General features: G+C 61.9%; 23 protein-coding genes. 12 read left to right on the forward strand and 11 right to left on the reverse strand.

All coding sequences use genetic code 11. The features are described from left to right. Positions 1–130: 130 nt before the first annotated feature. Entirely contained in the window at positions 131–1120 is a 990-nt protein-coding gene (locus EGJ86_RS12700) for a YhdH/YhfP family quinone oxidoreductase (protein WP_125835325.1), read from the reverse strand. Between the two features lie 72 nt (positions 1121–1192). Beyond that, positions 1193–2212, reverse strand: a complete 1020-nt coding sequence (gene sohB, locus EGJ86_RS12705) for a protease SohB (RefSeq protein WP_125835326.1) — start codon at positions 2210–2212, stop codon at positions 1193–1195. 200 nt (positions 2213–2412) lie between these two features. Here sohB and EGJ86_RS12710 point away from each other — a divergent pair, with 200 nt between their 5' ends. From EGJ86_RS12710 to EGJ86_RS12725, 4 genes are all read left to right on the forward strand, one after another. Further along, positions 2413–3111 (forward strand): histidine phosphatase family protein, encoded by a 699-nt coding sequence (locus tag EGJ86_RS12710; RefSeq protein WP_125835327.1) that lies wholly within the window; start codon positions 2413–2415, stop codon positions 3109–3111. A gap of 56 nt (positions 3112–3167) precedes the next feature. Then, positions 3168–3479, forward strand: coding sequence for an SCP2 sterol-binding domain-containing protein (locus EGJ86_RS12715; RefSeq protein ID WP_003459932.1), 312 nt, complete (start codon positions 3168–3170; stop codon positions 3477–3479). Positions 3480–3699: 220 nt separating this feature from the next. Next, positions 3700–4767: a phosphotransferase family protein gene (locus tag EGJ86_RS12720; protein ID WP_125835328.1), complete on the forward strand. Its 1068-nt coding sequence runs from the start codon at positions 3700–3702 to the stop codon at positions 4765–4767. 16 nt (positions 4768–4783) lie between these two features. Then, complete coding sequence (locus EGJ86_RS12725; RefSeq protein ID WP_099524409.1) at positions 4784–5551, forward strand: SDR family oxidoreductase; 768 nt, start codon at positions 4784–4786, stop codon at positions 5549–5551. 130 nt (positions 5552–5681) lie between these two features. Here EGJ86_RS12725 and EGJ86_RS12730 read toward each other — a convergent pair whose 3' ends face one another. Beyond that, a complete protein-coding gene (locus EGJ86_RS12730; RefSeq protein ID WP_106732412.1) occupies positions 5682–6329 on the reverse strand; it encodes a hypothetical protein in 648 nt (215 codons plus the stop codon). A gap of 103 nt (positions 6330–6432) precedes the next feature. Between EGJ86_RS12730 and EGJ86_RS12735 the strand changes: the two genes are divergently transcribed. After that, positions 6433–7212, forward strand: coding sequence for a TSUP family transporter (locus tag EGJ86_RS12735; protein WP_125835329.1), 780 nt, complete (start codon positions 6433–6435; stop codon positions 7210–7212). A gap of 91 nt (positions 7213–7303) precedes the next feature. Here the strand turns inward: EGJ86_RS12735 and nudC are convergent, their stop codons facing one another. The 7 genes from nudC to EGJ86_RS12770 all read right to left on the reverse strand — a co-directional run bounded on the left by nudC (position 7304) and on the right by EGJ86_RS12770 (position 15327). Then, complete coding sequence (gene nudC, locus EGJ86_RS12740) at positions 7304–8128, reverse strand: NAD(+) diphosphatase (protein ID WP_125835330.1); 825 nt, start codon at positions 8126–8128, stop codon at positions 7304–7306. Further along, complete coding sequence (locus EGJ86_RS12745) at positions 8128–9807, reverse strand: ferrous iron transporter B (protein ID WP_125835331.1); 1680 nt, start codon at positions 9805–9807, stop codon at positions 8128–8130. The genes nudC and EGJ86_RS12745 overlap by 1 nt, the downstream gene beginning before the upstream one ends. Positions 9808–9844: 37 nt before the next feature. Continuing rightward, entirely contained in the window at positions 9845–10657 is an 813-nt protein-coding gene (locus EGJ86_RS12750; protein WP_106732416.1) for a crotonase/enoyl-CoA hydratase family protein, read from the reverse strand. A 202-nt stretch (positions 10658–10859) separates the two neighbouring features. Beyond that, positions 10860–13103: an Orn/Lys/Arg decarboxylase N-terminal domain-containing protein gene (locus EGJ86_RS12755; protein ID WP_125835332.1), complete on the reverse strand. Its 2244-nt coding sequence runs from the start codon at positions 13101–13103 to the stop codon at positions 10860–10862. A 122-nt stretch (positions 13104–13225) separates the two neighbouring features. Beyond that, positions 13226–13984, reverse strand: a complete 759-nt coding sequence (dnaQ, locus tag EGJ86_RS12760) for a DNA polymerase III subunit epsilon (protein WP_125835333.1) — start codon at positions 13982–13984, stop codon at positions 13226–13228. Positions 13985–14057: 73 nt separating this feature from the next. Next, on the reverse strand, positions 14058–14510 hold the full coding sequence (gene rnhA, locus EGJ86_RS12765) for a ribonuclease HI (protein WP_099524432.1): 453 nt from the start codon (positions 14508–14510) through the stop codon (positions 14058–14060). 58 nt (positions 14511–14568) lie between these two features. Further along, positions 14569–15327 (reverse strand): class I SAM-dependent methyltransferase, encoded by a 759-nt coding sequence (locus EGJ86_RS12770; protein WP_125835334.1) that lies wholly within the window; start codon positions 15325–15327, stop codon positions 14569–14571. 72 nt (positions 15328–15399) lie between these two features. Between EGJ86_RS12770 and gloB the strand changes: the two genes are divergently transcribed. Both gloB and EGJ86_RS12780 read left to right on the forward strand, forming a co-directional pair. Next, the gene (gene gloB / locus EGJ86_RS12775; protein WP_125835335.1) at positions 15400–16173 is read left to right on the forward strand and encodes a hydroxyacylglutathione hydrolase; all 774 of its coding nucleotides are present in this window, start codon (positions 15400–15402) and stop codon (positions 16171–16173) included. A 120-nt stretch (positions 16174–16293) separates the two neighbouring features. Next, the gene (locus EGJ86_RS12780) at positions 16294–17865 is read left to right on the forward strand and encodes a lytic transglycosylase domain-containing protein (protein WP_125835336.1); all 1572 of its coding nucleotides are present in this window, start codon (positions 16294–16296) and stop codon (positions 17863–17865) included. On the opposite strand, the gene EGJ86_RS12785 is transcribed toward EGJ86_RS12780, so the two are convergent. Then, positions 17866–19308, reverse strand: coding sequence for an HDOD domain-containing protein (locus EGJ86_RS12785; protein WP_177432832.1), 1443 nt, complete (start codon positions 19306–19308; stop codon positions 17866–17868). A 146-nt stretch (positions 19309–19454) separates the two neighbouring features. Between EGJ86_RS12785 and EGJ86_RS12790 the strand changes: the two genes are divergently transcribed. From EGJ86_RS12790 to EGJ86_RS12810, 5 genes are read left to right on the forward strand one after another with little or no spacing between them, the layout of a single operon-like run. Then, entirely contained in the window at positions 19455–21284 is a 1830-nt protein-coding gene (locus EGJ86_RS12790) for an extracellular solute-binding protein (RefSeq protein WP_125835338.1), read from the forward strand. Continuing rightward, positions 21281–23140, forward strand: a complete 1860-nt coding sequence (locus tag EGJ86_RS12795; protein WP_125835339.1) for an extracellular solute-binding protein — start codon at positions 21281–21283, stop codon at positions 23138–23140. Before EGJ86_RS12790 ends, EGJ86_RS12795 begins: the two co-directional genes overlap by 4 nt. A 1-nt stretch (position 23141) precedes the next feature. After that, positions 23142–24227: a microcin C ABC transporter permease YejB gene (locus EGJ86_RS12800; protein WP_003461414.1), complete on the forward strand. Its 1086-nt coding sequence runs from the start codon at positions 23142–23144 to the stop codon at positions 24225–24227. A 2-nt stretch (positions 24228–24229) separates the two neighbouring features. Then, the gene (locus EGJ86_RS12805) at positions 24230–25249 is read left to right on the forward strand and encodes an ABC transporter permease (RefSeq protein ID WP_125835340.1); all 1020 of its coding nucleotides are present in this window, start codon (positions 24230–24232) and stop codon (positions 25247–25249) included. 1 nt (position 25250) lies between these two features. Beyond that, on the forward strand, positions 25251–26864 hold the full coding sequence (locus EGJ86_RS12810; protein ID WP_125835341.1) for an ABC transporter ATP-binding protein: 1614 nt from the start codon (positions 25251–25253) through the stop codon (positions 26862–26864). Positions 26865–26888 lie beyond the last annotated feature (24 nt).

Genomic DNA, 26888 nt, shown 5'->3' on the forward strand with positions numbered 1-26888 from the left:
TGGCGCCGCCTTTCCCGTTATCCCCGCTGCCTCCCCCTCCGGCGCTGGGTGTAGGCAAATATTTCGCGCCCACTCCCCCACACCCCCGCGCCATAACCCGGGCGGCCCGTCATCGCGGGGCCTCGCTCATTCAGTCCAACCGCACCAGGATGCGGCCGACCATGCCACCGGCCAATATCCGCTCGATAGCCGCCGGCAACTCCGCCAGGCCAATTTCCTGGCACAGCGGCGAAAGATCGAGCTTCCACTGCAGCGAGAGCTTGTCCCACATCGATGCCTTGACCACAAGTGGCAGCTCCACCGAATCCACCCCCAGCAGGTTGACCCCGCGCAGGATGAACGGCAGGACGCTGGCCTGGAAGCCGACGCCAGCGGTCAGCCCGCAGCAGGCAACGCTGCCGCTGTGGCGCAGCGACTTGACCACATTGAACAGAATATCGCCGCCCACGGTATCGACCGCGCCCGCCCAACGCTCCTTGAGCATCGGTCGGTCGCTGCCTTGCTGCAGCTCCTCGCGACTGACGATCTCGTCGGCGCCCAGACCACGCAGGAAATCCGCCTGCTCGGCCTTGCCGGTAGCCGCGGCTACGCGATAACCAAGCTGCTTGAGCAACACGACCGCGATACTGCCAACCCCGCCGGTAGCACCAGTGACCAGCACCGCACCGGATTCAGGAGTGACGCCAGCCTGCTCCAGCTTGTCCACGCACAGCGCAGCGGTCAGGCCTGCAGTGCCGAGCACCATCGCCTCGCGCAGCGGCAGCCCCTGCGGGCGCTTGATCGCCCAGGCTGCCGGCACGCGGATGTACTGGCCAAAACCACCGGCGGTATTCATGCCCAGGTCGTAGCCGGTGACGATCACCTCGTCACCCACGGCGAATTCGGCAACGCTGGAAGCCTCAACCACACCTGCCGCGTCGATACCGGGCGTGTGCGGGTAGGCCTTGGTCACACCACGATTGCCGCTGGCGGACAGCGCGTCCTTGTAGTTGAGCGAGGAATAGCGCACGCGGATCAACAACTCGCCCTGCGGCAACTGCTCGACGTTGCGCTGGACTACTTCACGCTGGAAACCGCCATCGGCGCCTTCGCTGACTAGCAAGGCCTTGAACTCGGTCATCACCCTCTCCTCTTGTCGTGGTTCGCGGCTGCGCGACGCGAGTCGGCCGTGCAGCCCATCATGAACGAAGCGTTACCAGAAGCGTTGCTGATTGAGCCGGCTCAACCAGGTCAGGACAAAGCGATCTGCCGCCATGCTGGCCGCAAGCCCGACACGCTCCTGCAGGCTCTTCTTCTGAGCGAAATGCAGATGGAACAGTTCAGCCTCCACAGCGCGCTCGGCCAGGTACTGGTCGCTGGTCTTCAGCTCATCCACCAGCAGGCGCTCCTGCGCGGCCATACCCAGCCAGACTTCACCGGTGGCGATGGCGTCGATGTCCAACTGCGGGCGATAACGACCGACAAAGCCTTTGAACAGCTCGTGAGTGGTTTCCAGGTCTTCCTGGAATTTCTCCCGACCTTTCTCAGTGTTTTCGCCAAAGACGGTCAGGGTGCGCTTGTATTCGCCGGCGGTCAGCACTTCGAAATCGATTTCGTGCTTTTTCAGCAGACGATGCACGTTGGGCAACTGCGCCACCACGCCGATGGAGCCGAGAATGGCGAACGGCGCACTGAGAATCTTCTGGCCGATGCAGGCCATCATGTAGCCGCCGCTGGCGGCCACCTTGTCCACGCACACGGTCAGAGGGATGCCTGCGTCGCGAATGCGCACCAGCTGCGACGAAGCCAGGCCGTAGCTGTGAACCATGCCGCCACCACTTTCCAGGCGCAGCACCACTTCGTCCTCGGCCTTGGCCATGGACAACAACGCCGTTACTTCATGGCGCAGGTTGTCGGTGGCCGATGCCTTGATATCGCCGTCGAAATCCAGCACGAACACCCGTGGCTTGCTGGGCGGCGTTTTCTTCTCCTGCTTGGCCGCCTTGGCCTCGGCCTTGCGCGTAGCCTTGAGCTGATCCTTGGACAACACGCTCTGCTCCAGGCGCTCGCGCAGATCCTTGTAGAAGTCATTGAGCTTCTGCACCTGTAGCTGGCCACTGCCGCGACGCCCCCTGCCGCGCGTGGCGGCGATCGCCACCAGGACCACGACGATGGCGACCGCCAGGGTCAGGGTTTTCGCCAGAAAGCTGGCGTACTCGCTAAGAAACTCCACGGATCCCCCTCGGACAATGCAGCGGCGCCTGAGCACACAAAGGCTCAAGCATACCGGCGCAGCGGCCTAGCGGCCAACCTCGACAGCGTTGCTGCAATAGCCATACGAGCAATTCAAACAAGCGTATGTTTTTTCGTTGACAGCCCCTGAGCTTCCTCATACCCTCGCGAAACATTCAATGTGCCGGGACCAATACGGACGTGGGCAGCATCTATCTGATTCGACATGGCCAGGCCTCATTCGGTGCAGACGACTACGATGTCCTGTCTCCCGTCGGCGTACGCCAGGCCGAAGTGCTGGGCGAACACCTCGAACAACTCGGCATCGCCCTCGATCGTTGCGTCAGTGGCAGCCTGCGTCGCCAGCAGCACACCGCCAACGCCGCCCTGCAGCGCATGAGCCATGCGCCGACATTGGATATAGACGCAGCCTTCAACGAATTCGACGCCGATGCGGTGATTCGTACGCTGTTGCCGGATCTGCTACCGGAAGAACCCGAAGCCCTGCATATCCTGCGCAACGGTGCACAGAACCGTGCCGAGTTCCAACGCCTGTTCGCCAAACTGATCCAGCGCTGGATTTCCGGCGAGCATGACAAGCCAGGCCTGCAGAGCTGGCAGGCTTATGTCGAACAGGTCGAAGGCGGCCTGCGGCGCATCCTCGAACAGGCCAACAGCAAACAGAACATTGCCGTGTTCACTTCCGGCGGCACCATCACCGCCCTGCTTCGCCTGATTACCGGCGTACCGGCGGCGAATGCCTTCGAACTGAATTGGCAGATCGTCAATACCTCGCTCAGCCAGCTGAAATTCCGTGGCAGCGAGGTGAGTCTGGCTTCCTTCAACAGCCATGTGCATTTACAGCTGCTGAAGGCGCCGGAGCTCATCACCTATCGATGAGCTCCAGCCCACTGCGGCCGCGAGGCTGCGCGAAAAAACCGAAAAAGGATAAGACCATGAGTGTTGCTGACATCGCCCAAACCATGCAGTCCAAGTTCAACGCCAGCGCCGCTGCAGGCCTGGATCTGGTATTCCAATTCAACATCGAAGATGGCGAGAACTACGCGCTGATCGTCAAAGACGGCACCTGCGCCCTCGAGCAAGGCGACAACCCGAACGCCAACGTGACCCTGATCATGGACAGCGAAACCCTCAAGGGCATCGTCAGCGGCGAAACCGACGGCATGCAGGCTTTCATGGCCGGCAAGCTGCGCGCCGAAGGCGACATGATGCTGGCGATGAAGCTGGGCGAACTGTTCCCGGTCTGATCGGCGAGCTGAGCGCAAAACATGAAAACCGGAGTCCTGGCACTCCGGTTTTTTATTGCCTGCGCACAAGCGAAAGATCAGGTCGAAAATGACTGATCAGGCAGTTTGATCGTAGTGCAACACGCCCGCCTATAACGGCGCGTATTGCTTGTGACAGCCAGGGTACAGCATTAGATTAGCCAATTATCTGGGGCACCCATCATAAGTAGAAGGGATAAGCATGGCGCTCACTGACCAATCCACCCGCATTCGCACCGGCGAAGAGCTCGATGCTGCCGTCATCGACGCCTACCTGAAAGCCAATATTCCAGGCCTGAGCGGTGAAGCGAAGATCAGCCAGTTCCCCGGCGGCGCTTCGAACCTGACCTACCTGATCGAGTACCCGCAGCAGGAGTTCGTCCTGCGCCGCCCGCCCTTCGGCCATAAGGCCAAGTCGGCGCATGACATGGGCCGCGAGTACCGCATCCTCAATCAGCTCAATGCCGGTTTCCCCTACTGCCCGAAAGCCTACGTGCACTGCACCGACGAGTCGGTGATCGGCGCCGAGTTCTACGTGATGGAGCGGGTCAGGGGCATCATCCTGCGCTCTGAAATGCCGGCCGAGCTGAACTTCAGCGCCGAGCAGACCGCCGCGCTGTGCAAGAGCTTCATCGACAAGCTGGTGGAGCTGCACAACGTCGACTACAACGCCTGCGGCCTGGGCGACCTGGGCAAGCCCGAAGGTTATGTCGAGCGCCAGATCAAGGGCTGGAGCGACCGCTACGAGAAGGCCCTGACTCCGGACGCGCCGACCTGGGAGCCGGTCAAGGCCTGGCTCAACGACAAGATGCCAGCCGACCACCACAAGCCGGGCATCGTGCACAACGACTACCGCTTCGACAACGTGATCCTCGACCCGAACAACCCGATGCAGATCATCGGCGTGCTCGACTGGGAGATGACCACCATCGGCGATCCGCTGATGGACCTGGGCAACACTCTGGCCTACTGGATCGAAGCCGGCGACCCGGCGCCAGTGCAACTGATGCGCCGCCAGCCGAGCAACGCGCCGGGCATGCTCACGCGCCAGCAGTTCGTCGACTACTACGCCGAAAAAGCCGGCATCGAGATCAAGAGCTTCGACTTCTACTACACCTACGGCCTGTTCCGCCTGGCCGGCATCGTGCAGCAGATCTACTACCGCTTCTATCACGGCCAGACCCAGGACAAGCGCTTCGCCCAGTTCATTCACATGAACAAGCTGTTGGAGCAGATGTGCCTGCAGGTCATCGGTAAATCCACTCTCTAACCCCGGGGTAATCACAATGTCCAAGACCCAACTGTTCGACCTCGACGGCAAGATCGCCTTCGTCTCCGGCGCCAGCCGCGGCATCGGCGAGGCCATCGCCAAGCTGCTGGCCCAGCAAGGCGCTCACGTGATCGTTTCCAGCCGCAAGATCGACGGCTGCCAGGCCGTGGCCGATGCCATTACCGCAGAAGGCGGCAAAGCCACTGCCATCGCCTGTCACATCGGCGAGATGGAGCAGATCACCAACGTCTTCGCGCAGATCAAGGAACAGTTCGGCCGCCTCGACATCCTGGTCAACAACGCCGCGACCAATCCGCAGTTCTGCAACGTGCTGGACACCGACCTCTCCGCCTTCCAGAAGACCGTGGACGTGAACATTCGCGGCTACTACTTCATGTCCATCGAAGGCGGCAAGCTGATGAAGGAAAACGGCGGCGGCTCGATCATCAACGTCGCCTCGATCAATGGCGTCTCCCCTGGCGAGTTCCAGGGCATCTACTCGGTGACCAAAGCTGCGGTGATCAGCATGACCAAGGTGTTCGCCAAGGAGTGCGCGCAGTTCGGCATCCGCTGCAACGCCCTGCTGCCCGGCCTGACCGACACCAAGTTCGCCTCGGCATTGACCAAGAACGACGCCATCCTCAAGCACGCCCTGCAACGTATCCCGCTCAAGCGCGTGGCCGATCCGAGCGAGATGGCCGGCACTGTGCTGTACCTGGCCAGTGACGCCTCCAGCTACACCACCGGCGTGGCGCTGAACGTGGACGGCGGCTTCCTTTCCTGAGGCCGAATGCCCTGAACGACAAAGGCACCTTGTAGGTGCCTTTTTTGTAGGGTGCGAGATGCGCATCGCAGATGGATTCGGTCTATCGGTGCGCACGGCGCACCCTACTTCCGCCACACTCTGCTGCCGCTTACCAATCCTTCAACGCGGCTTCGGCTGCCGGGTTCATAGGTTCGGCCAGCAGACCGGTCGGCGTCAGGCTGACGCTGTAGACGGCATCGGCGGCAATCGGCAGATAGGTCACCCGCAGCGCCTGCGGGTCGAACAGCAGCAGATCACGCTGACTCAGCCGCAGCCAGCGCCACAGGTCCACGCCATAGGGGCTTTCGGCCAACTGCACGCGACCGTGTTGCGCCAGCGCCTGCTGCTCGATGGCCAGAAAACGTCCCGACAGACGCTCCAGGCGATAACCCGGCTCAAGGCCAATCAGCTCGGCCAGACCTTTCCAGCGAATTAGCCGACCATCGAGCTGCCACATGTCGCCCTCCAAGGTAACCGTGCGCTCGCGCCCACCTTCGAGCAACGTCACCTGATAACGCTGCGGGCCGTCGGCCTTGAAGCTCAGCGTCACCAAGGGCTTGCCCGGCTGCAACGGCTCATAGGCATACAGATCGTAAGCCACCAGGCCCACCAGCCCGGCCAACGCGAGAAATGCCAGACCACAGGTGCCACGCAACCAACCGAGGAACCAGCCCGTATTGAGCAGGATGCGCAGTGCCACCAACAGCGCCAATATGGCCAACAGCGCCACGGCCCAGGCCAACCCGTCGTATTGCATCGATTGCGTTCCTTCTATGGCGAAATCCCGGCATTATGCGCAGCTCTCTCCACGACGAACAGCCAGCAGGCTGCGCATTCGCCCACAAGTCGACACTTTAAATATGCCCTTCGCTCTCGAGCTCGCCATCGACCCCAGCACACTGGCCATTCTCGCCCTGGTCGCCTTCATCGCTGGTTTTATCGACGCCATTGCCGGTGGCGGCGGTCTGCTGACCATCCCCGCCCTGCTCACCACCGGCCTGCCGCCGCACCTGGTGCTGGGCACCAGCAAACTGTGCGCGACCTTCGGCTCGGCAACCGCCAGCTACACCTTCTACCGGCGCAAGCTGTTCAGCCCGGGCAAATGGAAGAACGCGATGGCCGGCACCGCCATGGGTGCGATTGGCGGAGCGGTGTTAGTGCACTGGATGCCGGCCGAGTGGATCAACAAGATGCTGCCGTTGGTGGTATTCGCCTGCGGCCTGTACCTGCTCTTCGGCAAGACGCCGGACGCGCCGCTGGACGCCGACCTGCCCATCGCCAGCCGCCGGCAATGGCCCCAGAGCATCAGCCTGGGCTTCTACGATGGCGTAGCCGGCCCGGGAACCGGTGCGTTCTGGACGGTCAGCACGCTGCTCATGTACCCGCTCGATCTGGTGCGCGCTAGCGGCGTGGCACGCTCGATGAATTTCATCAGCAACGCCTGCGCCCTGGCGGTGTTCATCATCGCCGGACAAGTGGCATGGGTGCTGGGCCTGTGCATGGGCTTTTCGCTGATGGCCGGCGCCTTTCTCGGTGCGCGCACGGCGATTGGCGGCGGCTCGAAATTCATCCGCCCGGTATTCATCGCCGTGGTTCTGGCGCTTACCGCCCGCCTGGTCTGGCAGCACTGGGTCGGTTAACTCCGCCAGGACATCGCATCTTGCAGGAGCAGCTTCAGCCGCGAAATGGTCGATGAAATTCGCGGCTCAAGCCGCTCCTACATGAGGAGTGCTAAGTCGGCAGCGTCGGCTCGGGCAGACCGAGGCGGCGCGCGACGTAGAGGTCGATCAGATGGCGAGCGATGGAGCGCGACGCCGGCAACGGCGGCAGATCATCGACACGAAACCAGCGCGCATCCTCGATTTCGTCTTCCTGCATGACGATATCGCCACCGGCATATTCGGCATGGAAGCCGAGCATCAGCGAATGCGGAAACGGCCAGCCCTGGCTACCGATGTACTGCAGATTCTTCACCTCGAGACCGACTTCCTCGCGCACCTCGCGTGCCACGCAATGCTCCACCGACTCGCCTGGCTCGACGAAACCCGCCAGGGTGCTGTAGACCCCTGTCACGAAACGCGGCGAGCGCGCCAGAAGGACCTCGTCGCCCCGGCTGACCAGCACGATCATGCTCGGTGAGATACGCGGATAGTGCTGCGATTCGCAGCTGTCGCAACGCATCGCCCGCTCACCAGGAAGCTGACGAGTCGGTGCACCGCAGCTGCCGCAATAGCGGTGTTCGGCATGCCAGGTGCCAATCTGCGCGGCGTAGGCCAGCATGCGAAAGGTTTCTGCTTCGCCCTGCAGCATGAACTGACGCAGACTCTGCCAGGCGCAGCCCTCCAGCGTCGCCGAGGGTTTGAGTTGCAGCAGGTAAACGGCATCGTCACCGAAATGACCGATACCCTGCTCGCCAAGAATCGGCAGATCTTGGCGCTTGACCCAGTCACGCGGAAATAGCACGCCATTGCTGTCGGCAAGAAAGTGCTGCTGGTTGTAGAGCAGCGCCCAGCCGCCAGCCTGAGCAGGATCGAGAAAGGTGTTGCGCCAGACCATCAGGCCGCCACCGGCATACCCAGCGCCTTGACGCTTTCCTCAGCCAGATCGAGCACACTGGGGCGGGTTTCCGGACGCATCACTGCGCCGGCTTCCAGGTAATACTCGAGGCTGCTCAGCGCATCAGCCAGGGTTTCCAGCATCTGTTCAGACGGCATTTGCGCGGAATCGAGCATGCGCGCCTGGATATAGTCGGCGCAGGCACCGACCAGCATCGCGGCGCGGCGCTGCTCGAGGAACCACAAGCCACCACGCACGGCCTGCAAGCTGAACGGCACGTTGGACAGGTGCATCTTGTCGCCAGCCGATTCCAGGTACGCGGTGATCGCGCGCTTGGCCAGAGCCAAACCGGCCTGGGCCTCGTCGACCACCACGATACGGGCTTCGTTGAGTTGATGAGTGGCGAAAGAGTCGGCTTCGTTGCCCGGTTCGACAGCAGCTGGCCTGAGATCGCGACCTTCGCCACGCTCCAGGCTGGCCACCATACCTTCGACATAGAGCACGGCATCAGCCAGCTTGTGCAGTTGCTCCGCCTGCGGCGGCGTTTCTTCACTCCAGGCGGCAACCTGCGGCAGCTGAGCACCGAGCGAGTTGCCGGCAGAATTCAAGCCGACCATGCCCAGGGTCTTGGCCAATTTGCCCAACAACGCATGCAGGGTGCCCAGGGTTTCACCTTGCAAGGTGCCACGTTCGAGCAGGTCGAGCATATCCTTGACGCTGGCCAGCTCTTCGCGAATCGCCGTGGACAACGAACGCATCACCGCCTGCCCCGGCCCGGCCAGGCGCTGGTATTCCTCTTCCAGCAAATGGTCGGTGAATGGCAACGGCGTGAGGCCGAACACTTCGCGCATAGCAGTGGCGTGTGGGCCATGACTGTCGGCGAGCGCGACCAGATACAGCAACTCTTTCAGCAAGCTGCGCGGCGCTTCGTATTGTGGATTGCCGAGCATCAGCTTGAGCTCACGATCAACTCGCGAAAACAGCTGCTTGCGCGATTTGCGCGGTAGCAGTTGACCGTCGCACTGTGCCTCGATGGCCGCGGCACCAATCCAGCACATGCGCCCACGCGGCTCATTGGCGAACAGGCTGTCCAGGCGCGCCATGGCGCGCACCATCAGCTTGAGGCTGGCCTGCGGATTCTGCTCACGGATAAAACCCAGCAACCCGACCTGATACATGTGCCGCAGGCGCTTGCCTTCGCTCAGCTTGGCCGCGCCATCGAGTGGCTGGGTAGCCGTGTGCGGCCGCGCATGATCGAGGCGAACGCTGAAGAAGAAACTTTCCGGCAGCGGCTGCTGCGCACCGGCCTGACGCAAATCATTGATCGCCGGCAGCAACAGTTCAGGCATTTCCTGGCGATGGGCGTCGACGTTTTCCAGATAACGCCGCAGGACATGCAGGGCATTGCTCAGAGCCGAGAGCTGCGCGTCGCGCTCCTCACCAGCGCCAGCGGGAATGTCAGTGGCCTGATCCAGCACTTCCTGAGCCAGCAACTCGGCGCCGGCCAGCTCGATCAGATTGAGCGTGCCGCGCACCTGGTGCAGGCTTTCCACCGCTTGCTGCAACAGACTGCCGTTGTGCCGCTCGGCGATGAAATGCTCCAGGCTCTGCTCGGCCTCTTCCATGGTGACGAACAGCTCGTCGCGCACCAGATTCAGGGATGTGGCTCCACTTACCATGCTCTAGGCCTCGCAGCGAACATCAGCGAATACGGCATCAGTCGGCGAACTCCGGCTTCTGCTTGGTCATGTGCGCCGCCATGGCCAGGCGCAGGTCTTCCGATTGCAGCATGGCGGCGTTCCAGGTGGCGATGTATTCAAGGCCATCGTCGACCCGGTGATCGCGCATATAGCGAATCATTTCCTTGGTGCCACGCACGGCAATCGGCGACTTGGCGGCGATTTGTGCGGCGATCTCCATCACCCCGGCCAGCAGCGCCTCCTGATTTTCGTAGGTGCGATTGACCAGGCCGATACGGGCAGCTTCAGTGCCATCGATGTTGCGCCCGGTGAAGGCCAGCTCACGCATCATGCCGTCGCCGATGATGCGCGGCAGACGCTGCAGGGTGCCGACATCGGCAGCCATGCCCATGTCGATTTCCTTGATCGAGAACTGCGCATCGAGCGTGGAATAACGCATGTCGCAAGCGCTGATCAGGTCGATGGCGCCGCCGATGCAATAGCCCTGAATGGCAGCCAGCACTGGCTTGCGGCAATTGTCGACGGCGTTGAAGGAGGCTTGCAGCTCGAGAATCTTGCGGCGAAGTGCCGTGGCGTTGCGACCAACGTCCTTGCCCAGCTGGGCGCCGACCGAGGCCAGCAGCATCAGGTCGATGCCCGAGGAAAAGTGTTTGCCAGCACCAGAGAGCACCACGACACGGACCGCGTCGTTGTCATCGACCCACTGGAAGATCTCGATGATCTCGCGCCAGAAGTCGGCATTCATTGCGTTGATCTTGTCCGGACGGTTGATCTGCACATGGGCGATCTTGTCCGCCAGCTCGACGCGGAAGGCTTTGTAGTCGGACATGGCAGGCATCCTCAGCCGCGGCTCGGCAGCACAGTAACAATTTTGTGATTAATAACCGAGCAACTATAACAAGCGCGCCATAAAAGTCGATGCTTGCCACTGTGACGCAGGGCACGCCCCGGACGTTAACAACCGCTTTGAATGTCAGAGATAAGAGATTGATCTGTCGAGGATCTTGCTCCCCGACAGATCCACGGCAGGATTACTCCACCAGGCAATCCACGCTGTACTCACCCGCCTCGGTTTGCAAACCGTGCACGTCGATATCGAACCCCGGGAAGGCCTGGTCGAACGTCCGCGCGAACGCCAGGTAGTCGAGAATCGAGCGAGTGGCCGCCGTGAAGCGCTCGCCTGGCATGATCAACGGAATACCCGGCGGGTAAGGTACCAGCATCACCGCAGCGATACGCCCCTGCAATTGATCGATGGGTACCGCTTCGACCTCGCCGCGCACCAGGCGGTCGTAGGCATCGGCCGGTTTGATCGCCAGTTCAGGCAGCGCCGTGTACATGCTTTTCAGCGCTTTGGCCGTGGCGTTCTCGCGGTAGCAGCCATGCAGCGCGTCGCAGAGGTCACGCAGGCCCATACCCTGATAGCGCCCGCCGCCCGTGTGGGCGATGGAGGGCAGCACGTCGATCAGCGGCAGATTGGCGTCGTAGCTGCGCTTGAACTCCAGCAGCTCGGTCAGCAGCGTGCTCCATTTGCCCTTGGTGATGCCCATGGAGAACAGCACCAGGAAGGAGTACAGGCCGGTTTTTTCCACCACCAGGCCGCGCTCCCAGAGAAACTTGCTGACAACTGCGGCGGGAATGCCCTGCGGCTCCAGCTTGCCGGCTGCATTGAGGCCGGGCATCACCAGCGTGACCTTGATCGGATCGAGCAGCACATAGTCATCGGCTACTTCGCCGAAGCCATGCCAGTCGGCGTCCGGTTGCAACACCCAGTCGGCAGTCGTCAGGCTGTCGGCGCCATCTGCCGCCCCTGGCTGCCAGATACTGAACCACCAGTCCTCGGCGTTCAGGTTGCGCCGCACATTGGCCAGAGCCCGGCGAAAGCTCAGCGCCTCGTCGAAGGTTTCCTGAATCAGCGAGCGCCCTGCCGGCCCTTCCATCATCGCCGAGGCCACATCCAGCGAGGCGATGATGCCGTACTGCGGCGAGGTGGAGATGTGCATCATGAAGGCTTCGTTGAAACGATCACGGTCCAGCTGGCGCTGCCCGCCGTCCTGCACGTGAATCATCGAGGCCTGACTGAAAGCTGCCAGCAGCTTGTGCGTCGAATGCGTGGTGAACACCAGCGGTGAATGCTCATCGTACTGGGTGCCCATGCCATAGCGGCCAGCATAGAACTCATGGAAAGCGGCGTAGGCGTACCAGGCTTCGTCAAAGTGCAGCACCTCGACCGAGTCCCCCAGCGCCTGCTTGACCATTTCAGCGTTGTAGCAGAGCCCGTCATAGGTGGAGTTGGTCACCACCGCCAGCTTCACCTTGGGCGCACGACCGCGCGCCAGCGGGCTGGCGTCGATCTTGGCCTGAATCGATTCCTTGCTGAACTCGGAGAGCGGAATCGGCCCGATGATCCCCAGTTCATTGCGCTCGGGGCAGAGATACAGCGGGATCGCGCCGGTCATGATGATCGAGTGCAGGATCGACTTGTGGCAGTTGCGATCCACCAGCACCAGGTCATCGCGGCCGACCATCGAATGCCAGACGATCTTGTTCGCCGTCGAGGTGCCGTTGATCACGAAAAAGGTGTGGTCGGCACCGAAGTTACGCGCCGCGCGCGCCTCGGCCTCGGCCAGCGGGCCAGTGTGGTCGAGCAGCGAGCCCAGTTCCGGCACCGACACCGACAAATCCGAACGCAGTGTGTTTTCGCCGAAGAACTGGTGGAAGGCCTGGCCCACCGGACTCTTGCGATAGGCCACGCCACCGCCGTGACCGGGTGTGTGCCAGGAATAGTTGGATTGCGCAGTGTGCTGCACCAGCGCCTTGAAAAATGGGGGTAGCAGGCCTTCCAGATAATTATGCGCCGCGCGCGCCACCTGTCGGGCCAGGAAGGAGACGGTGTCTTCGTAAAGATAAAGGATGCCGCGCAACTGATTGAGATCGGCCATGGCCTCGGCCGGGGCGTTCTCGATGGTCACCTGCTCGCCCAGGGCGAAGATCGGCAACTGCGGCGCCCGCACCCGCGCCACGCGGATCAGCTCGACCATGTCCTGCAACAGGCGGCTGTTCTCCCCCGCTCCCTCGGCGGCCACCAGGATGCAGGCCAGGCCGTGGTGGGTGGACGCGACAATGCGCCCCTCAGCGGCGCTCGCCGTGGGCAGAATGCTGAAACCGTCCTGGGTAAGCTCCTGAGCAATAGCGCGCACGCGATCACCGGCCACAGTGTCGGCCTTGATGTCGCGATGCACGATTAGGACGGGAAACTTGAGATCTTTATACATTGTGACGTCCTGAAGGCTGGCAGGCTTGGCCTGCCCATCGCCTCAGGTTAGAGGCTCCCCCTGATCGGCGGAACCCCCCTGTGCATCACGCTATAAGAAAAGGTCGCAATTGCGCTGTTCGGTTATTCCGGCGCTTTTTCCAACTGCGCCCACAGCGACGGGCCACCTGCAGATTTCTCGATCACGGCCAGACGTGCCAGATGCGCCGCAAGTTCGTCGTCGCTGGCGCGAATGACGCGGGTGCGCGGACGCGAGGCGTCCAGACGGCGGATTGGCGTAGGCTGCTGGCGCCCGCTGCCATCGCCATCGGAACCTTCACCGGCCAGGGACAGATTGGTCTGCCCGCCAGTCATTGCCAGGTAGACGTCGGCGAGAATCTCCGAGTCGAGCAAGGCGCCGTGCAGTTCGCGGTTGGAGTTGTCGACGCCGTAACGCTTGCACAGCGCATCCAGGCTGTTGCGCTGTCCTGGATGGCGCTCGCGCGCCATCATCAGGGTATCGAGCACCGAGCAATAATCACTGACGTCGGCGCGCTCGCTTTGCCCCAACAGGGCAAATTCGTTGTTGATGAAACCAACGTCGAACGCCGCGTTGTGGATGATCAGTTGGGCGCCCTTGATGAACTCATAGAATTCATCGGCGACTTCCTTGAAGCGCGGCTTGTCGGCAACGTATTCGTTGGTAATGCCGTGAACCGCGATGGCGCCTTCGTCGATTTCACGATCGGGGTTGAGGTAAACGTGGAAATGACGCCCGGTGAGGCGGCGGCCCAGCAATTCGACACAACCGATCTCGATGATGCGGTGCCCGTCGGTGACCGGCATACCCGTGGTTTCGGTATCCAGCACTACGTAGCGTTTGACGGTGTTCTCGGTTGTCACGCCTTGCCTCTCTCATCTATTCGGGTTGCCGCATACTCAGCGCAGCATCTTAACTCAGGTGCTGAATAACCGCTCAGCGCGCCGCACGCACGTCGTCGACACCGCGATTGGCCAGTTGGTCGGCACGCTCATTGCCGGGGTGACCCGTATGCCCACGCACCCACTGCCAGCTCACTTGATGGCGATTCACTTCTTCATCCAACTTCTGCCAGAGATCGGCGTTTTTCACCGGCTCTTTCGAAGCAGTCTTCCAGCCGCGCTTCTTCCAGTTCGGCAGCCATTCCTGGATACCTTTCATCACGTACTGCGAGTCGGTCACCAGTTTGACCGAGCACGGCCGGGTCAGCGCGATCAGGCCGGCAATCGCCGCCATCAGCTCCATGCGGTTGTTGGTGGTATTGGGGTCTCCGCCCCAGAGTTCCTTCTCCACACCTTTGTACACCAGCAGCGCACCCCAACCTCCGGGACCAGGATTGCCCTTGCAGGCGCCGTCGGTGTAAATCACCACATCATGGTTTTCAGACATTCATAAGCTCTGTACAGAATTGTTTGGCCGGAGTCTGGCCGGCTGCAAATTGCCGCAATCAGTTGTCGAGATCACGCCGACTGACCTTCGCCACTGGCATCGGCAGCAACTTGCCCATCGGCTCGCGGCGCGACTGCCGCAACGGACGCAAACCAACAACCAACTTGCGTGCTACCAACAGGTAACAACCGGCGCCCGGCAACTGCCAGGCATCGCCCCAGCTCTCCATTCGCCGCAGGCGCGTTTGCCAGACCAGCGAAGCGAGCGGCGGACGATAGCACCCGAACCGCCGTTTCTCCAACGCAAAGCCCAGCAAGCTCAGCCAGTCGCCGACGCGGCTCGGGGCGATGCAACGCGCCTTGGCCAAACCGTCCCGGGCAAACAGGCGCCGCACGCCCCAGGAGCTCCAGGGGTGAATTCCCAGAATCAACAGATGTCCGCCAGGTCTGACGCTACGCGCCGCTTCACGCAACAGGCCGTGGGGTGACAGGCTGAAATCCAGGCCATGCTGCAGCACCACCACGTCGGCAGCGTGCTCGCCCAGCGGCCAGGACTGCTCTTCGCAGACGATCTGCACGCCTGGCATCGGCGCGCCAAGGCGCACGTTGTGCTGGATCTGTCCCGCTTTGGGCGGGCCCTCGGCGCCAGGGCCGTAGCTCACCAGATAACCACCGAAAAAACGCGCCAGCTCCTCTTCCAGCAAGCGCCGTTCTTCCTCCAGCAACAGTTGGCCGAGCGGCCCGGCAAGCCAGTCGCGCGCCTCGCCGATAAGCTTGAGCCACTCAGGGTCGGCCTGGGCGAATGCCTCATCAGTCATCGCTGCCTCCGCATGACAGGTTCTGCATGTCGTGCCTAAGATGCACCTTTATCACCAGCTTAGCGACCCGCAATGATTCAGATCGACGCGCTGCCCGCCTTCAATGACAACTATATCTGGCTGCTGCAGGACGCCCGCAGCAAGCGCTGCGCCGTGGTCGACCCCGGCGACGCGGCGCCGGTCATGGCCTGGCTGGAGGCCCGTCCTGACTGGACGCTCAGCGACATCCTGATCACCCACCACCACTTCGATCATGTCGGCGGTGTCGAAACACTGAAGAAAGCCACCGGCGCACGTGTCGCCGGCCCTGCGGCGGAAAAGATCCCGGCCCGTGACCTCGATCTGAGCGACAACGACGAGATCGACGTGCTCGGCCTGCGCTTCCAGGTCATGGCCGTGCCTGGCCACACGCTCGGTCATATCGCTTACTACCACGCCGGACAGGACCTGCTGTTCTGTGGTGATACCCTGTTCGCAGGCGGATGTGGCCGCCTGTTCGAAGGCACCCCGCAACAGATGCATCAGTCTCTCAGCCGCCTGGCGGCCCTGCCCGCCCGTACCCTGGTGTACTGCACCCACGAATACACCTTGAGCAACCTGCGCTTCGCCCACGCCGTCGAGCCGGACAATGCACGCTTGAACGAACGCCTGGCCGAAGTGACCCGCTGGCGCGACGAAGGCCGCATCAGCCTGCCGTCGAACATCGAACTGGAACTGGCCACCAATCCTTTCCTGCGTGTTGGCGAACCTTCGGTCCTCGCTGCGACCAACGGACGCGATGACCGGCAGCCGAGCGAGCCAAGCGCCGTATTCGCTAGCCTGCGCGCCTGGAAAGACAAGTTCTAGCTGCTGAGAAAAGGTCGACAAGCCCGCAAAAGACCAGTCCAGGACTGGTGAAAACTTGACCAGCACCGCCTCGATTCCTAGAATCGCCCGAATTTTTCGTCGGGATGAACACCTCAGCCAATGCCTTTATCATCACGCAAGCCATTGAATATAAAGGCATTGGCGCGAAGCTCTCGAGCGCTCGCAGTGATGTGTTGCACGATCCTAGCCGGTTGTCAGAGCCTGCCCAGCGACACCCCAGATCGCTCTGCCGATACCTCCCGCGCCATTGGCATAGAACGTGAGCCCGAGTGGCTCAGCAGCGAAGTCAAACCCCGCGAGTACACCGACATCTGGGAGCGCATGCGCGACGGCTTCAAGCTGCAGGATCAGATAGGCATCAACCCGCGCATCGAGCGCGTACGCCTGTGGTACGCCAGCAATCCGAAGCATGTCGACACCGTCAGCGAACGTAGCGCCCCCTATATCCACTACATCGTCGAACGCCTGGCTGAACGCGACATGCCGATGGAGCTGGCTCTGCTGCCGGTGATCGAAAGCGCTTACGACCCACAGGCCTATTCTTCGGCGCACGCGGTCGGCCTCTGGCAGTTCATCCCGTCTACCGGCCGTTACTACAACCTGCGCCAGACCAACTGGTACGACGGTCGCCGCGACGTCACCGCCTCGACCCAGGCCGCACTCAACTATCTCAGCCGCCTGCACGAAATGTTCAACGGCGACTGGTTACTCGCCCTGGCTGCCTACAACGCTGGCGAAGGCCGCATCAGTCGCGCCATCGAACGCAACGAGAAACTCGGCCTGCCCAGCGACTACTGGAACCTGTCGCTGCCCAAGGAAACCGAAGACTACGTGCCCAAGCTACTGGCGCTGTCACAGGTGATCCTGACGCCGGAATCCTATAGCGTGACCCTCTCGCCGATCGCCAACGAACCCTACTTCGAACAGATCGCGATCAAGCAGCACATGGATCTGGCCCGCGTCGCCAAACTGGCCGACCTGGATGAACAGGAACTGCTGCAGCTCAACCCGGCCTATAAGCGCGGCATTACCCTCGACGGCCCGCAACATCTGCTGGTACCAACCGACAAAGCCGAGATGCTCAGCGCCAACCTGGCCTTGATGAAACCGCAGGAAATGGTCGACTGGCAGAGTTACACCGTGCGCTCCGGCGATAGCCTGCACGCCATTGCCAATCGTCATCACCTTTCAGTGAACATGCTCAAGGACGTCAATCGCCTGAGCAGCAACAACCTGAGCATCGGCCAGGTACTGACCATTCCAGGCAAACCCGGCACGCAGCCGAGCGAGCCGCTGTATCAACAGCGCGACACCGCGCAGAGCGTGGCCAGCCGGACCTATCAAGTGAAGAACGGCGACAACCTGTGGCAGATCGCTCGCGCCAACCAGGTCGCCGTGCATGACCTGAAGCGCTGGAACAAGCTGCAGGGCAATGATTTGAAGGTCGGCCAGGTGCTCACCCTGGCCGCCGATAGCAACGCGCGTGTCGCCAGCACCGCTCGCAGCACCTCCAGCTCGCGCGACAAGGCCACCTACTACCGCGTGCAGCATGGTGATTCGCTTTACGTGATCGCCAAGCGCTTCAAGATCGACCTCAAGCGCCTGCAAGCCTGGAACCCGCGCAGCAGCAAGCTCCAGCCCGGGGAAATGCTGACCCTCTATCTGCCGTGATCAGCGCTTGCTGATCGCATCCAGACAACGCCCCGCCAGTTGCGTGAAGCGCTGAAACGCCACGAACTGCTCATGCCGCAGCGCCCGCCCGGACAGCCGACTGTCGGCATATAGCACGCCAATTTCCCGCGTACCCGCGATGATCGGCGCAATGAAGAACATACCAGCGCCAAGGCTGCGTCGAATCGGCTGGGTCACCAGCTCGGCCAGGTTGTAGCTGGCGGGCACGCCCATCCAGATCGCCTCACGATGGCGCAGCGCATAACTGAAGATATGCGGCTGCTCCACCTGCTCGGCTGGCAGTACGAACTCTTCCAGCCATTGCTGCGACTTTTCACCGATCACCCGCTTGGCGCGGAAGCGGCTCTGTCCATCGGCAAGCACCGTGAGCATCACCCGCTCCAGGCCAGCGCCCCGATGCAGACCTTTGAGCAAGGTGTCGAGCACCAGCCCGACATCGGCCCTGGCATTGACCATCAGGCCGAGGTCCTGCAATGCCTGCTGCATCACCAACAGATCCGGCTGCAGCAAGCGCGCACGACGCTCTTCCTGCTGCTGGCGAATCTGCTCGGGATCGGTATTGGGAATCAGCCGGCACAACTTGCTGGCACCGAAGGTCGAGGCGACCTTCACCGCTTCATCAGCACTGGCCAGCACCTGCTGCAGGGTTTCCTCCGGAGTCAGGTCGATAAACGCCGCTACCTTGCCCAGCACGCCCTCCATTTCCGCACAATCCCAGCCACCGAGCGCCGCCTCACTGATACGCACGCCCAACTGTACGGCGTAGGCAGCTGGATCATGCTGGCTGGCGCCTGCCTGGGCGAGGATGGCCGTCTCGCCCAGGTTCCAGCTTTTCAGCAACGCCTGGGTAAGTTGACGAAAGCTGGCCCCGAGCACCTCACGCACCGCTTCATCGACATCGACACCAGGGCGCTCAAGGGCATCGGCCAGTTCATCAGCCTGCGCCCCACCACAGCCCCAGAACGCCAGCTCGCCCAGGTGATGGAGCAGTGCAGCGATGAATACCTCTTCGCTGTGCCCGGAAATGACATAGCCAGCCAGGTTGCGCGCCTGCACCGCGGCATGGAAAGAACGCGCGAGCAATGTCTGCAACTGCTCTCGCGGCGCACGAGTGAGCAGCCCGTCGATCAGGCTCACAGAAAGGCTGATCAGGCGCACATTGTCGAAGCCGATCAGCACAATGGCTCGCGAGATGGTCTTGATGGTTTCCTGGGACGGGTTGTAGTAGACGCTGTTGCCGACTCGCAGCACCTTGCTGGTCAGCGCCGCATCACGCAGCAACACATCGGCCAACTGCTGCACTGAGGCAGAATCCTGCTGCGCGAGGCGTTGCAGATCCTGCACGACGGCAGCCAGCGCGGGCAGTTCGGCTTGGTTCAGGCGATCGATCCATGACTGCAAACCATGGCTTCGTTCCGACAAATTCGTACCCTCATGGCGTGTCCCTGAAGTGTATGTCATCGCGTGGTAACCGCCCGCCCACCGCTGCGCTCTTTTTCCTGTCCATACAAGCTGTTACTGTACCGCCCCAGAGCCCAAACGCCGCCATGGATCGGATCTCACGCCCGATGCGTCCCCTCCTCCTGCTGTTCCTCAGCCTGGCCTTGAGCTTTCCCGCCTCTGCGACTATCAGCGAGAGCCACGGCTACGCCCAGTTCGGGACACTCAAGTACCCTGCCAGCTTCAGTCATTTTGACTGGGTCAACCCCGATGCGCCCAAAGGTGGCACGTTGCGCATCATGGCGTCCGGTACTTTCGATACGCTCAACCCCTACACACTCAAGGGCAGCAGCCCGATCTCGACCGCGCATTTCCTGCAGTATGGCGCCAATGAGCTGAACGAACCCTTGATGGTCGGCACTGGCGCTTACGATCCCTCCGGCGATGAGCCTGCCTCCAGCTACGGCCTGATCGCCAAGAGCGTCGAGTACAGCGAGGATCGCAGCTGGGTGGTGTTCAATCTGCGCCCCGAAGCGCGCTTTCACGATGGCAAGCCGATCACCGCCTACGATGTAGCCTTCTCCTATCGCCTGCTGCGCAATGACGGCCATCCGCAGTACCGCACCAACCTGCAGGAAGTGAAGCGCGTCGATATCCTCGGTCGTCACCGCATCCGCTTCGTCTTCAAGCGCGCCGGCAATCCGCTGCTGATCCTGCGCCTGGGCGAACTGCCGGTGCTGCCGCAGCACTACTGGAAAGATCGCGACTTCAAGAGCACGACATTCGACGCCCCGCTGGGCAGCGGCCCCTACCGCATCGTCCAGGTCGTGCCTGGCCGGCGCCTGGTGTTCGAACGGGTGAAGGACTGGTGGGGCAAGGATCTGCCGGTCAATCGCGGCAAGTACAACTTCGACCGCGTCGAAGTGGAGTTCTACCGCGACAACCATGTCGCCTTCGAAGCCTTCAAGGCCGGCGAATTCGACTTCTACATCGAGAACCAGGCGAAGAACTGGAGTAATGGCTATCGCTTCCCGGCCGTGACCCGCGGTGACGTGGTTCGCGCCGAGATACCGCACCAGATCCCGACGCAGACCCAGGCGCTGTTCATGAACACGCGCCGCGAGCTGTTCAGCGACCGCAGGGTGCGCGAAGCACTGGGGCTGATGTTCGATTTCGAGTGGACCAATCGCACACTGTTCAACAATGCCTACGTACGCGCCGCCAGTTACTACCCCAACAGCGAATTCTCGGCCACCGGCAAACCCGAAGGCGCAGAGTGGTTGCTGCTGTCGCCTCACCGCGACAAGCTGCCCGCGCGCCTGCTTACCGAGCCACTGACACAACCGGTAACCGATGGCCGCGGTATCCCCCGGGAAACCTTGCGCCGCGCCCTCGGTCTATTGGCCGACGCCGGCTGGAAGCCTTCCGGCCAGGAGTTGCGTAATGCTCGCGGTCAACGCCTCGAGTTCGAGATCATGCTGGTCAACCCCAGCCTCGAACGCATTCTCCAACCCTATATCGCCAACCTCGCCAGTATCGGCATACGCGCCAACCTGCGCACTGTCGACCGCGCCCAATACAAGCAGCGCCTTGACCAATTCGACTACGACATGATCCTGCTGACTCTGCCGCAAACCCTCAGCCCAGGCCTGGAGCAATCGCTGTATTTCCATTCCAGCCAAGTGAACATCAAGGGCGGCAAGAACTATGCGGGCGTCAATGATCCGGTGGTCGACGAGATGATCGACAAGCTGCTCTCGGCGCAGACGCGGGACGAACAGGTAGCAGCCGCACGGGCCCTTGATCGGGTACTGCTCTGGCAGCACTACAGCATTCCCAATTGGTACATCAATTATCACCGCCTGGCGTACCGCAACCGGTTCGCCTTCGTCACCACGCCGCCCTACACCCTGGGCCTGCGCACCTGGTGGCTGAAGCCCACGGAGAACGCTCGATGACCCACCCGCTGCGCAGTTTTCTGCTCCACGGTAGCAGCCTCATTCTGCTCGGCCTGGCCGGCCTCACCTTCGCCGCCCCCAAGCATGCCGTCACCCTCTACGACGAGCCGCCCAAATATCCCGCCAACTTCACGCACTTCGAATATACCAACCCCGACGCGCCCAAGGGCGGCACGTTTCGCGAAGCGGGTTTCGGTGGCTTCGACAGCCTCAACCCCTTCATCAGCAAGGGCGTGGCCGCCGACGAGATCAATCTGATCTACGACACCCTTGCCGTGCAGAGCATGGACGAGCCGTTCACCGCCTATGGCCTGGTGGCAGAAAAGATCGAGAAAGCGCCCGACAACGCCTGGGTGCGCTTCCTGATACGCAAGGAAGCGCGCTTCCACGACGGCACGCCGATCACCGCCGAAGACGTCAAGTTCACCTTCGATACGCTGATGGAAAAAGGCGCACCGATGTACCGCGGCTACTACGCCGATGTCGAAGAGGTGGAAGTGGAATCGCCGCACAGCGTGCGTTTCGTGTTCAAGCACGCCGGCAACCGCGAGCTGCCGCTGATCGTCGGCCAACTGCCTGTGCTACCCAAGCACTGGTGGGCCGAGCGCGACTTCGCCAAGAGCAATCTCGAGGTACCGCTGGGCAGCGGCCCATACAAGGTCGGTCGTGTTCAGGCTGGGCGCAGCATCCGCTACGAGCGGGTCGACGACTGGTGGGCCAAGGACCTGCCCGTGAGCCGCGGCTTCTACAATTTCGACAGCATCCAGATCGACTACTACCGCGACAACACCGTGGCTCTGGAAGCGCTGAAGGCCGGCCAGTTCGACTACTGGCTGGAAACCAGTGCGAAGAACTGGGCCACCGCCTACAACACCCCGGCGGTTGCCAACGGCCAGCTGATCAAGGAAGAAATCCAGAACCGCAACCCCACCGGGATGCAGGGTTTCATCTTCAACACCCGCCGTCCGCAGTTCCAGGATCGCCGCGTACGTGAGGCACTGGGCCTGCTGTACGACTTCGAATGGGCCAACAAACGCCTGTTCAACGGCGCCTATTTCCGCACCCGCAGCTACTTCGACAACTCCGAGCTGGGTTCGCAAGGGCTGCCCGGTGAAGACGAACTGAAAATCCTCGAGCCGCTGCGCGGCAAGATTCCAGCCGAAGTGTTCAGCGAGGAATTCCGTGTACCGGTCACCGACGGCAGCGGCATCATCCGCGAGCAACAGCGCCGCGCCTACCAGCTGCTGCAACAGGCTGGCTGGCGTATCGATGGTGATCGCATGCTCGACGCCAGCGGCCAGCCGGTAAGTTTCGAGTTTCTGCTCGCGCAGACCGAATTCGAACGCGTGCTGCTGCCCTTCAAACGCAACCTGGCCGACCTCGGCATCGAGCTGGTGATCCGCCGCGTTGACGTTTCGCAGTACATCAACCGCCTGCGTTCGCGTGATTTCGACATGATCGTCGGTGGTTTCGGCCAGTCCAACTCGCCGGGCAACGAACAGCGTGAATACTGGCATTCTTCCAGCGCCGACAACCCTGGCAGCCGCAACTTCATCGGCCTCAAGGACCCGGCCATCGACCAGATCGTCGAAGGGCTGATCAACGCTGACTCGCGGCAACATCTGATCGCCCACACCCGCGCCCTCGACCGCGTGCTGCTGTGGGGCTATTACGTGATCCCCAACTGGCACATCAAGACCTGGCGCGTCGCCTACTGGAATCGCTTCGAGCATCCGAAAGTGACGCCGCTCTACGATATCGGCCTGCACACCTGGTGGGTACGCCCAGGCCTGGAGCAGCCGAGCGAGGCGCAGCAGCAAGCCGCCGAACAAGCGGCCGAAGAGGCGAAGCAATAATATGCTGGCCTATATCTTTCGCCGCCTGCTGCTGATCATCCCGACCCTGTTCGGCATTCTGGTCATCAACTTCATCATCATCCAGGCCGCGCCAGGGGGCCCGGTCGAGCAGATGATCGCCAAGCTGGAAGGTTTCGATGCGGCTGCCGGCGGCGCCACGGGACGTATCGGCGGCGGTGGCGCCGAAGTGTCGGTGGCCGGCTCCAACTACCGCGGCGCCCAGGGCCTCGACCCGCAGCTGATCGCCGAGATCGAGAAAATGTACGGTTTCGACAAGTCGGCACCGGAACGTTTCTGGATCATGCTCAAGAACTACGCGCAGCTGGACTTTGGCTCCAGCTTCTTCCGCGACGCCCAGGTCATCGACCTGATCATCGAGAAGATGCCGGTGTCGATCTCACTCGGTCTCTGGAGCACCTTGATCATGTATCTGGTCTCCATCCCGCTGGGCATCGCCAAGGCCACCCGCCACGGCAGCGCCTTCGACGTCTGGACCAGTTCAGCGATCATCGTCGGCTACGCCATACCGGCCTTCCTCTTCGCCATCCTGCTGATCGTATTGTTTGCCGGAGGCAGCTACTGGGACTGGTTCCCGCTACGCGGCCTGACCTCGAACAACTTCGAGCAGCTCAGCCTCGGCGGCAAGATTCTCGATTACCTCTGGCACCTGGTACTGCCGGTCACCGCCCTGGTCATCGGCAACTTCGCCACCCTGACCTTGCTGACCAAGAACAGCTTCCTCGACGAGATCAACAAACAGTACGTGGTGACCGCCCGCGCCAAGGGCCTGACCAACCACCGCGTGCTCTACGGGCATGTGTTCCGTAACGCCATGCTGCTGATCATCGCCGGCTTCCCCGCCGCCTTCATCGGCATCTTCTTCACCGGCTCCCTGCTGATCGAGGTGATCTTCTCGCTCGACGGCCTGGGCCTGATGAGCTTCGAGGCAGCGATCAACCGCGACTATCCGGTGGTGTTCGGCACCCTGTTCATCTTCACCTTGCTGGGGCTGATCGTGAAATTGATCGGTGACATCACCTACACCCTGGTCGATCCACGCATCGACTTCGAAAGTCGGGAGGGTTGAGCATGAAACTATCCCCTCTCAATCAGCGCCGCTTCGACCGTTTCAAGGCGCACAAGCGCGGCTGGTGGTCGCTGTGGTTGTTCCTCATCCTGTTTGGCCTGAGCCTCGGTGCGGAGCTGATCGCCAACGACAAGCCACTGGCCGTGCGCTACGACGGGGAGTGGTATTTCCCGGTACTCAAGCGTTACCCGGAAACCGTGTTCGGCGGCGAATTCCCGCTGCAGGCCAATTACAAGAGCCCGTACATTCAGGACCTGATCACGGAAAAGGACGGCAAGATGATCTGGCCGCCGATCCCCTTCAGCTATTCGAGCATCAACTACGAGCTGGAAGTACCAGCCCCCGCACCACCCTCGGCACAGAACTGGCTGGGCACCGACGATCAGGGCCGCGACGTCCTGGCGCGGGTGATTTACGGCTTCAGGATCTCGGTACTGTTTGCCCTGATCCTGACCCTGGCCAGCTCGGTGATCGGCGTGATCGCCGGTGCGCTGCAGGGCTTCTATGGCGGCTGGGTCGACCTGCTTGGCCAACGCTTTCTGGAAATCTGGTCGGGCCTGCCGGTGCTCTATCTGCTGATCATCCTCGCCAGCTTTGTGCAGCCGAACTTCTGGTGGCTGCTGGGCATCATGCTGCTGTTCTCCTGGATGAGCCTGGTCGACGTGGTGCGCGCCGAATTCCTGCGTGGCCGCAACCTCGAGTACGTGCGCGCGGCGCGGGCGCTGGGCATGGAGAACGGCGCCATCATGTTCCGCCATATTCTGCCCAACGCCATGGTTTCGACCATGACCTTCATGCCCTTCATTCTCACCGGTGCGATCGGCACGCTTACCGCCCTGGACTTCCTGGGCTTCGGCCTGCCGCCTGGCGCGCCGTCGCTCGGCGAGCTGGTCGCCCAGGGCAAGAGCAACCTGCAGGCCCCGTGGCTGGGCATCAGTGCCTTCGCCGTGCTGGCGATCATGCTGAGCCTGCTGGTCTTCATCGGCGAAGCCGCCCGTGATGCCTTCGACCCGAGGAAATGACATGAGCCAGAACGAAACCCTGCTGCAAGTGCGCGATCTGGCCGTCGAGTTCGTCATGGGCGATCAATGCCAGCGCGTGGTCGAGAACGTCAGTTTCGATATTCACAAGGGCGAAACCCTGGCCCTGGTTGGCGAGAGCGGCTCGGGCAAGTCAGTGACGGCGCACTCGATCCTGCGTCTACTGCCCTACCCGCTCGCACGCCATCCTCATGGCAGCATCGAATACGCTGGCGAGGACCTGCTCAAGCTTGGCGAAGGCCGCTTGCGCGGCATTCGCGGCAACCGCATCGCCATGGTTTTCCAGGAGCCGATGACCTCGCTCAACCCGTTGCATTGCATAGAGAAGCAGATCAACGAAGTGCTTGCGCTGCACAAGGGCCTGCGCGGTAAGGCCGCCAGTGCACGCACGCTGGAACTGCTCGAGTTGGTCGGCATCCCCGAACCGAAGAAGCGTCTGAAGGCTTACCCGCACGAGCTATCCGGTGGTCAGCGGCAGCGCGTGATGATCGCCATGGCCCTGGCTAACGAGCCACAACTGCTGATCGCCGACGAACCGACCACCGCGCTGGACGTCACCGTTCAGCTGAAAATCCTCGAACTACTCAAGGATCTGCAGGCGCGCCTGGGCATGTCACTGCTGCTGATCAGCCATGATCTCAACCTGGTTCGCAGAATTGCCCATCGCGTATGTGTCATGCAGCGCGGTCGCATCGTCGAACAGGCGTCGTGTGAAGAATTGTTCCAGGCTCCGCAGCATCCCTACACCCAGGAACTGCTCGGTGCCGAGCCCAGCGGCGACCCTGCAGCCAACCCTGCGGGCCAGCCGCTGCTGGAAGTGGACGACCTGCGCGTATGGTTCCCGATCAAGAAGGGCCTGCTGCGCCGGACGGTGGATCATGTCAAAGCGGTGGACGGCATCAACTTCAGCCTGCCTCAGGGCCAGACCCTGGGCATTGTCGGCGAAAGTGGTTCCGGCAAATCCACACTGGGCATGGCCATTTTGCGACTGCTCGCCAGTCGCGGTGATATCCGCTTCCAGGGCCAGCAGTTGCAGGGCCTCAGCCAGCAGGAAGTACGCCCGCTGCGCCGGCAGATGCAGGTGGTGTTTCAGGACCCCTTCGGCAGCCTGAGCCCACGCATGTCGGTGAGCCAGATCGTCGGTGAGGGTCTGCGCATTCACGGTATGGGCAACGAGGCGGAACGGGAACAAGCCATCATCGACGCACTTTTGGAGGTAGGGCTGGACCCGCAGACGCGGCATCGCTACCCCCACGAGTTTTCTGGCGGGCAACGGCAGCGGATTGCCATTGCCCGGGCACTGGTGTTGAAACCTGCGCTGATCCTGCTGGACGAGCCCACTTCGGCGCTCGACCGTACGGTGCAGCGTCAGGTGGTGGAGTTGTTGCGCGGCTTGCAGGCCAAGTACAACCTGACCTATCTGTTTATCAGCCATGACCTGGCGGTAGTCAGAGCGCTGAGCCACCAGTTGATGGTGGTCAAGCAGGGCCAGGTGGTCGAACAAGGGTCTGCAGAGTCGATCTTCAGTGCACCGCAACACCCTTATACGCAGCAGTTGCTGGAAGCCGCTTTTCTGGCCCCGGCAACGGCTCACTGATCCTTGAAACAGGAAGAGGAATAG

Source organism: Pseudomonas sp. o96-267 (assembly GCF_003935465.1).
Taxonomy (GTDB): domain Bacteria; phylum Pseudomonadota; class Gammaproteobacteria; order Pseudomonadales; family Pseudomonadaceae; genus Aquipseudomonas; species Aquipseudomonas sediminis.